The organism is Deltaproteobacteria bacterium (genome assembly GCA_021737785.1).
In the GTDB taxonomy this organism is placed as follows: domain Bacteria; phylum Desulfobacterota; class DSM-4660; order Desulfatiglandales; family Desulfatiglandaceae; genus AUK324.
Map to the genome: position 1 here is coordinate 1 of JAIPDI010000088.1, position 8,697 is coordinate 8,697.

The 8,697-nt window shown below is 53.2% G+C and carries 7 protein-coding genes; 4 read left to right on the plus strand and 3 right to left on the minus strand.

Annotated elements, in window-relative coordinates; genetic code table 11:
- Positions 1-367: 367 nt before the first annotated feature.
- Together K9N21_23290 and K9N21_23295 are read right to left on the minus strand one after the other, a co-directional pair.
- Positions 368-1,165: a formyl transferase gene (locus K9N21_23290; protein MCF8146842.1), complete on the minus strand. Its 798-nt coding sequence runs from the start codon at positions 1,163-1,165 to the stop codon at positions 368-370.
- Complete coding sequence (locus tag K9N21_23295; protein ID MCF8146843.1) at positions 1,162-2,466, minus strand: phosphoglycerate kinase; 1,305 nt, start codon at positions 2,464-2,466, stop codon at positions 1,162-1,164. The genes K9N21_23290 and K9N21_23295 overlap by 4 nt, the downstream gene beginning before the upstream one ends.
- A 396-nt stretch (positions 2,467-2,862) precedes the next feature.
- On the opposite strand from K9N21_23295, the gene K9N21_23300 reads away from it, so the two are divergent.
- The 3 genes from K9N21_23300 to K9N21_23310 all read left to right on the plus strand — a co-directional run bounded on the left by K9N21_23300 (position 2,863) and on the right by K9N21_23310 (position 5,294).
- Positions 2,863-3,204 carry a cupin domain-containing protein gene (locus K9N21_23300; protein ID MCF8146844.1) on the plus strand — a complete coding sequence of 114 codons (342 nt, stop codon included), beginning with the start codon at positions 2,863-2,865 and terminating at the stop codon, positions 3,202-3,204.
- A gap of 8 nt (positions 3,205-3,212) precedes the next feature.
- On the plus strand, positions 3,213-4,136 hold the full coding sequence (locus K9N21_23305; protein ID MCF8146845.1) for a glycosyltransferase family 9 protein: 924 nt from the start codon (positions 3,213-3,215) through the stop codon (positions 4,134-4,136).
- 90 nt (positions 4,137-4,226) lie between these two features.
- Positions 4,227-5,294, plus strand: coding sequence for a DUF362 domain-containing protein (locus K9N21_23310; GenBank protein ID MCF8146846.1), 1,068 nt, complete (start codon positions 4,227-4,229; stop codon positions 5,292-5,294).
- 138 nt (positions 5,295-5,432) lie between these two features.
- Here K9N21_23310 and K9N21_23315 read toward each other — a convergent pair whose 3' ends face one another.
- Positions 5,433-5,810 (minus strand): response regulator, encoded by a 378-nt coding sequence (locus tag K9N21_23315; GenBank protein MCF8146847.1) that lies wholly within the window; start codon positions 5,808-5,810, stop codon positions 5,433-5,435.
- A gap of 803 nt (positions 5,811-6,613) precedes the next feature.
- On the opposite strand from K9N21_23315, the gene K9N21_23320 reads away from it, so the two are divergent.
- The gene (locus K9N21_23320; protein MCF8146848.1) at positions 6,614-8,689 is read left to right on the plus strand and encodes a hypothetical protein; all 2,076 of its coding nucleotides are present in this window, start codon (positions 6,614-6,616) and stop codon (positions 8,687-8,689) included.
- Positions 8,690-8,697: the final 8 nt, after the last annotated feature.

Here is an 8,697-nt window from a genome sequence, read left to right on the forward strand (position 1 = left end):
AAAAGGTTTCACCCAAGTCCCGGAAGCGTTCTGGACGCCCGTGGGGGTCTCTGTTCAAGAGCTGCAATAAAATGCGGTCGTATCGTTCGGCGGCCGCCCCCGGGCTCCGAATAATGTTTACGGAAAGGCAGCAAGGACATACCGTCCCATGAAAGCCTGTACTTGGGGCTGGAACAGACTGTATTGTAAAGCCCTGCTGCCGTCCCCAGGAGCTGTATTCGGTTTTTGCAGCTCTTGAACAGAGACCCCCACGGGCAAACTTCTTCGCACGTTGCAGAGAAGTTACAGACAAAGACTCTAAATTCCTAAATTCCTAAATTTCAAATATTTTTGGTTAGATGTTGGACGTTCAATTTTTTCATCGCTATTATTCCCGATACCCCCCCGGTACGGGCCGGCCGTCCACATATACACGGTCTTCATCATCCAGGGCGAAACGGCCTCTGGCGATCATCTCGATGGTCCTGGGAAAAATCTTCCAATCCCCGATCTCCTTGAGCCGATCCTGATGGGCGTCCGCCACCTGTCGAAGTCTCTGGGGATCTTCGACAACTGCGTCAAGCGATTCAGGAAGCGTCACAGGGAGGGCATCCGACACCATCAGGAGGGGGCCTGTGTCCACGCCCGCATCGGTCCAGAAGGTGGAAGACCGGAGGCGCTTCTCGCCTGCAGAAATGGCGTCTTTCACCGCATCGTCGCCCACATATTTTCTGCGGCCGTCAGGAAGAGAGATGGCAAGATCAGCAGGGTGAACGTTGACGCACCGGTTAAGGGTGGTATAGCTCATGTACCCCCCCAGGGCGATGACGTCGATCTCGAATACCTCGACCAGCCTTCGGGCAATCCGGTCATATTCCCGCCTGGCGTTCAGGCCTTCCTCTGTCACAACCGATCGCTTCAGGCCTCTATTTTGATGAAAGGTCCTGATGTCGTAGCTGAAATAGGGAAGGCCGTGTTCAAGGGCGATTCTTTCCCCGGCACATCGTCCGTCTGACCGGTCGCTGAAGATGAAGACCGTCTCGAATGGCGATTCGTTTGCTTCGGCCTTCAGTTTCTGCTCATGCTCCAGAAGCCGCAGGATATTGGTTCCGGAACCCGACATAAAGGCCGCCACCCGCATCGGCCTCCCTGCGGTTTCAGGATCAAAAATAGCGGTGATGGTCATAGAGGGCCGCCTTCCATCAGGACCGCCACCGGTTTCATCTGGTATGGACTGCCCTGTTCCAGGGCCGTCAGGACGCTCCCCCCGCCGGTGAAGTAGTAGGCCTTGGGATCGTCCAGACCTGCCATGTAGATCCCCGGGCAGAGATTCCGGAGTTCCTGGAGGGTATCCCCCCCCGCAAAGAGCCTGGCCGCCTCGGAGTTGCCCCCGATCAGGCGGTACATGGCCTCGGAGCCCTCATAAAAAAGCGGCATAAACCCCATGACCGCATTGACAAAGATGGTCTTGGCAGAGGCGACGATATCCGCCACCACCTTGTTCCGGAAGGATTCGGGATCGATATCAACGACATATCGGATATCCCGGCCCGATGTCAGTTCCTCCATCCCGATGGATCGATACTTTCCCTCACCTCGCGCTTCCATGGTCTCCGATTCCACCAGGCGGGATAATTCAACGATCTTTTTTCCGGTCCTGTCCAGCTCCACCAGTTCCATAGCCAACGCCCTGTCTTCCTCTGTGACCCCGGCAATCTGCACCCCATACTTGGCCGCCAGAAAGGTGTTATACATCAGCCCCCCTAAGATCAGGTGATCCACCCGCTCGTAAAGGGCCTTCAGGGGGCCGATCTTGGTATCGTACTTGGCGCCGGCCACCACGGCCACAAAAGGCCTCCGGGGCTCCAGCACCCGATGGAGATTCTCCAACTCCTTCTGAAGCAGGATGCCGGCGAAAGAAGGCAGCTTCTGCGCCACGTCGTAGGTGGAGGCGTGGGCCCGCCACGAACCGAATGCATCATTGACGTAGAGATCGGCCAAAGACGCCAGCTCATCGGCCAGGGTCCCTCGCTCCGGTCCTTTTGCCTGTTCGCCCTTGAACCAGCGGGTATTGGGGAGGTAGATCATCCCGATCTTTCCCTGTTTCAGATCGGAAATGGCGGGTTCAATGGATGGATCAAGGTGCACGATCCCTTTTTCAGGATCTGCCGGAAACTCCGGGACATGAATCTTCACAGGAAGTTTCTGTTCCAGATAGCGCACAATGGGGAGTATGGACTCGTCCTCCCGGCAGGATATGCGGCCTGTTTTCTTATCCTTCGGTCTTCCCACATGGGTCATCAGGATCGGTTTTCCACCGCCTGCGGCAATGGCGTAAAGGGTGCCGATGGTGGCATCGATACGGTACGGGTCCTTGATCCGGCCCTTTTTCACGACATTGTGATCGACCCTTAAGAGGACGATCTTTTCTTTCATATTGCTTTGCTGTATCAACCTCAGCCGCGGGTCCAGTTCACCTTTTTCCATTTGGCATCCTCAGCGATATGAACTATAAGATTAGGAGCAATCAAAGCACGTAAATTGTATTTTACTGAAACCGCGGCCAAGAGTCAACTTGCTTATGAGGCGCAGGGGGCAGGGAGCAGGGGGCGGGGAGCGGGGAGCAGGGCGTCAGGGACCTGAATAGAGGGATTGAGGAATTGAGGGATTAGGGATCCAATCAACCAATATCCAGTATCCAGCATCCAGAATCCAGCATCCAGTAACCAGTAACCAGTATCCAGCATTCCCGCCTTCTGCGGGATCTTCGCTTCGCTACGACCAGCATCGGGCATCCAGAATCCAGAATCCAGCATCCAGTAACCAGTAACCAGTAACCAGTATCCAGTATCCAGCATCCAGCATCCAGAAGGGAGACACCATATGATTGTACGGAACCTGAATGACAAGGAAGTGATCGATACCACCTATCTGGCACATGGCGGGGCCGTTGCCCAGATGATCCTGGACCGGCGGACCCTGAAAGAAATCGGGTTTCTGGCCATTGCCAGTCTCAAACCGGGGAAAGAGATCGAGGCCCATGTGGACCCGATGGAAGAGATCTATTTTGTATTGAGCGGGTCCGGTGAAATGCGGGTGGCCGATGAGGCCAGGGCCGTGAAGCCGGGCGATGCCGTCTGGATCCCCACAGGCGCCAGTCATGCCCTCCTGAATGACGGCCAGGAGGATTGCATTGTCCTGGTGGTGGCTTCCCCTGCGTGGTAGCGCCCGGCATGCTGCGTGTCCTGATCATCAGACCGGGGGCACTGGGGGATACCCTTATGGTACTCCCTGCTCTCAACGATCTCGCAGGCAAGGCCGCTGTCACCTTTGTGGGGAGGCGGCCCGGGCTGGACTTCATCCGGTCCCATGTGGATCGCGCCATGGATCTGGAGGCATCGGGCTGGCATCGATTGTTCATGGAGATACCGGATGGAAAGGGCCTCCCTGTTTCAGACGTGAATATCGCGGCAGCCTTCTTCAGGGATAAAGACGGCACGATCCGGCGCAACCTCGAGCGATGCCTCCCCTCTGCCGCGGTCCATGTCTTCCCGTCCTTCCCCCCGAAGGGAGAGGACGTCCATGTGGCCGAGTACCTGGCCCGTTGTCTGGCATCGGCGGGCCTTCCCGTTGATCCGGTACGATCCATAGCAGCAATGAAACATGGAGGGATGTGGAGGAACAGGCCCCTGCCGGAAGGGGAAAAGAAGATTATATTGCACCCGGGATCTGGGTCCCTGGAGAAGAATTATCCCCCTGATTTCTGGCTGGCCCTGGTGACCCGGTTATTGAGCGACACCGAATTCAGACGCTGCCGGCCGGTCCTTCTGACAGGTCCGGCAGAAGAATCGCTTTATGCGTATTTCAAAGAGCGGCTGGGGACCGGATCTGTTCTGTTCGTCTCCTCCCCGGATCAGGAGAACCTCATCAGTTTGCTGGATAGCGCGGTCCTGTTCCTGGGCCATGACAGCGGCATTGCCCATCTGTCGGCCATGCGCTGCATCCCCACGGGGGCCCTGTTTAAGGCAAGCGATCCCCTTCAGTGGGCGCCGTTGGGTCCGTTCGTGCGGATAATTAAAACCCGGGACCCCGGCCCGGAGATGCTTGATGCCACTCTTCAGGCGGCGAGAGAACTTGTCGCCATGGATCGTTCATAACCGCCTCCTTGGGCCATTCCGGCATATTGGGATGGATTAACCTCGGCTTCTGTCACTTTTTGTGTTAAATTACGGTGCAGGAGGGAAAATATGTCCAAGGTAATGATACACCCCGCAACCTATGAGAACGTCCGCCAGGCCGTGGACCGGGCTTTTGATCTCTTTCCGGTACAGGTGGGAGGGCGCAAAGTTCTGATCAAGCCGAACGTCCTGCGCGCTTCAGAAGCCCGGGAAGGGATCGTGACCCACCCGGCCGTTCTGCGCGCAGTGGTGGACAAGGTGGAAGCGTTGGGACCTGCATCCCTGATTGTGGGCGATAATCCCGGTCTCTTCAACTACGGCGATAACGAAAATTGCTTTAAAAAATCCGGACTGATGGAGGCGGCCAAGGGGTATTATAGAAATATCGGCAATGATTCAGAGAAAGTCTCATTCAACGCCGACTACCTCCCCTGGGTGAGCGTCTCACGCGCCGTGCTTGAGGCTGATCTCATCATCAGTCTCCCCAAATTCAAGAACCACGGGCTCACGATCGTGACCGGCGCGATCAAGAACAGCTACGGATACCTCCCAGGGGCGCAGAAAGCCCGGTTGCACAAGGCGGCAGGCAACCCGGAACGGTTTCACGAGGTGGTGGTGGAGGTATTCCGGCTTCGCGTTCCCGACCTTTTTATCGTAGACGCGGTGATTGGGATGGAAGGGAACGGACCCGCATCGCCCGATCTCAGAGAGATCGGCCTTGTCCTGGCCTCGGACAATGGAGTGGCCATGGACGCGGTCATGGCCACGATGATGGGACTTGACCCGGGCCGCCTCCGTTTTCTGCAGAAGGCAGAGGACCTCGGCTTGGGTTCCCACAATGTTGACAGGATGGAAATCATCGGCGAGTTGAAAATCCTCCCCGATTTCAAGCTCCCTCCCCTGGGGGGTGACGCCATTTCAGCGAACAAGGCGGTTCAGGAGATGATGCACAGCCGGACCCTGCTGCGGCCGCAGGCCGACCCGGAACTGTGCACCGGCTGTGGCACATGTGTCGACCAGTGTGCTGTATCGGCCCTCTCCATGGACGGAGACCTCCCCCGCGTGGATGCCGATACGTGCATCACCTGCTTTTGTTGTCAGGAGATGTGCCCTGAAAAGGCCATGACGCTGAAGTAGCGGTTGCCCGCTGACCGCCTTCTGAATCGACGGGAGGACCTTTACCCGGGGTTTGAAGATCGAGGAATCAGGGGGCCATGTTCGGGATACCTGATCCTTCCAGAGGGAAACGCCGGCCTCTCCCAGGTCCGACCCTTCCTATGAAACGCATACCGGCAGATATGCCGTTATGGTGCGGTTCAGCTCTGTGAGTTTGATCGGTTTTTGAAGGACGGTTAAGGCGATGCCTTCTTCGATGGTCCTGCGGGCCCTTGAATCGGCCGGATTGCCGGTCAATACAAGTATCCTGGCCTCACTGTCAAACGACTTGATCTTTGAGGAGGACTCATATCCATCCATAACGGGCATCTCCACATCCATGACAACAATGTCGGGCAGGAAGATTTTGTATTTGTTAAAGGCATCCTCCCCATTGAAGGCCGTTTCCACGCTGTACTCCCCTTTCATGCAGAGGGATTCCATGATCAACTGGGAAAGGATTTCTTCATCATCTACCACAAGTACCTTCTTCAGCATTTTTGAACTCCGAGGGAACATGAACGTGAAGGGACAATCAGATGGCCGGATCGGTGGCATATACTTCGTTTATGAGGGGATGTCAACAAAAAAACACAACATATAGCAACAATCATAAACAAAGTAGCATATATTGTATTTATCTACTTTTTTTGAACATTCTTTCCCCTAAAAATCATATGACATTTTCAATAGATAATTCACTTTTGAACAAATCCACATTGTCTTTGAGAACGTTCCGGTCCATCCGGCATACAGTTGTACGGGGTTGGTGAGTGAGGGGGTGTACCCGGGGGAATGAGATCTACGGACGCGCGGAAAACTGATAGTCATGCCCGCCGGATAAGTAAGGCATATCTCAGGTTCTGGGGAGGCTCGATTCTTTTGGTTATCCACCTGAAAATGCATTGCTTTGATTTCCCTCAATTTAATGGTATAGTTCGCGCGACGGGGCTGCCCATAACTCCTACTGAATTTGAAACTCATTTCTGACTTCCTGTGACATCAAAACCGAAAACCCCGGTCTGGATGCAAGCTTTCAAATACCATTTGTATCCTGAAATAATTCAACAATTCAGGATGATGCAAGAATACTGGATTATCTAAAAAGATAATCGTTATATTTGAGACCCATAAGTAGCAATCAGGAAAAAGGCCTTTCCATCTAACTTTTCTTATGGAAATCGTTGTAGGCGAAAGAGAAAGATCCTGCTACACTCTGCTTCGCTTTTTTATACCCTAAAATGGAAATCCATTTCAGATTGCATTTTCAAAATCGACTTTATGAAAAGGGCTGAGAAAAGATGCTGCTAGATTCCAAGAGTCAATCAATTCTAGAAAATTTAAAACAAGAGCTTCAAAACGAATCCAACTCAAGAAAGCTGGAAAACCTTTCCGCTGCTCTCCTCGGTCGACTTCTCAACGTACCGATTTATGTTGCTAAATCTAGTTTTCAATATGGAGGCGACGCTGGGCCATCGGGAGGAGGGGGAAGAAGATTCCGAATTGAATGCAAGAATTACAAAGACAGCACCGGATTGAATCGTAGAGAATTACTAGGTGAGATCGATCAAGCTCTAGCAAGAGACAGAGCGCTTGAAGCATGGTTTCTTGTTACTACAAGAGACGTTAGTGAACAAATCGCGCAGGATTTAACGTTGAAAGGCGAAGAAATAGGTGTGCCTGTCGTAATTATTGACTGGAAAAACCATGAATTACCTTCTCTTGCCGTCCTATGTGCTTTTGCCCCTGATATTGTGGAAACGGAGTTTTCAAAAAAGGCTGGTGAATATGCCCATGCTCTTCAGCCCTTCTCAGGGGACGCCATCGCTAAGTTGCAGCATGAACTGCAATCCTGGTGCCTCGGCTTTAATGAGCTAAAAAGACGATCACACGAGAAGCTGGATAGAATCTGGACATCTCCCAGAGCTTCAAATGCTGAATTAGCGCAAAACGCGGCGGGTGGATATCAGAAAAAAAGAGTGAAACGGACAGCTGTTCATGAAGCATTCGATTCCTGGTGGCAAAATGGAGCACAAAATGATGCTCCTGCAGCCGTTATCGGATGGGATGGCGTCGGCAAAACCTGGGCGGCCCTTGATTGGCTCGTCAACAGCAAGAATGAACAACCAGTTGTACTTATTGTGCCTTCCTCAGCGGCAACTGGGCTTCAGATTTCCGAAATCGGTGTTAAGCAGTTTCTAGCAGAACGTCTCTACCAGGTAAGCGGCGTGAGAAATCCAGAGCACTGGTTTCGTCGAATCGATATGTTGCTCAAAGGTCCGGTCGAAGAAGGTCCTGTACTGACGGTATTTTTTGACGGCATAAACCAGGAATCCTCAATGCGCTGGCTGTCTCTTCTAAAGGTCTTACAGGGCGAGAACTTTGCGGGTCGGGTGCGAGTAATCGTAAGCAGCCGTACCCATTATTTCAACGAAAAATTGTCCAAGCTTCGCGGCCTGATTGTCCCAGCAGTCCCCATTAACGTAGATCCCTACAGTACGGAACCGGGAGGCGAACTTGACCGAATGTTGGGATTCGAAAACCTGACCCAAAATGATCTTCATCCCGATCTAATTGAATTGGCCCGCATACCTCGCCTTTTCAATCTGGTAGTACGATTCAGGGATAGGCTTGTCGAGGTGGGCCAAGTTACGGTACACAGGTTACTATGGGAATACGGAAGAGATACATTAGGAGTGCGTGCGGAAAAATCGTTCAGTGACTCTGAGTGGCAGGAATGGCTTAAAGAGATTGCCCAAAAATACCGAGAGGGAATCGACGAATACTCTATCAAGTCTCTTAGTGAAACAACGAGTCGCCCGGATCTTACGGAATCTGAGGTTTACGCTCGACTAAGCGACATCATAGACGGACGATTTGCTGTTCCTGGGCCGTCAGGAAAACTGCAACTCACGCCTACAGTTGTCGCTCACGCATTAGGGACAGCCCTTTTGGCCCACCTTGATGAAATAACCAATACCACCTTCGCGAGTCTCGAAGCCCATTTAGCAAAATGGTTGGATCCTATCGCCGGACTCGATCAAAAAGCCGAAATTCTTAGGGCGGCGGTCTCAATTGTTGCGGAGAGAAACCTCCCGGCGGAATCAGAGGTAGCTGGAGTACTGGTCACAGCTTGGCTTCAAACTCAGAATGTGAGTGACGACCACCGCAAGGAACTCGCAGTTTTGGCTCCCTATTTAAGCGATGCGTTACTCGATGCAGTGGAACACTCTGATGGCCGCACCCACCCCCTGTGTCAGAGTAGTTGTCGGATGAAGCAGGAGAGAAGTGGCGACACCCCCGTAGGTGAGCGTAGCGAACCGGAGGGGGTGTCGGAGGCGACCCGCCATCCCCATTTCTCCTCAATACGAACATGAAGCGGGGC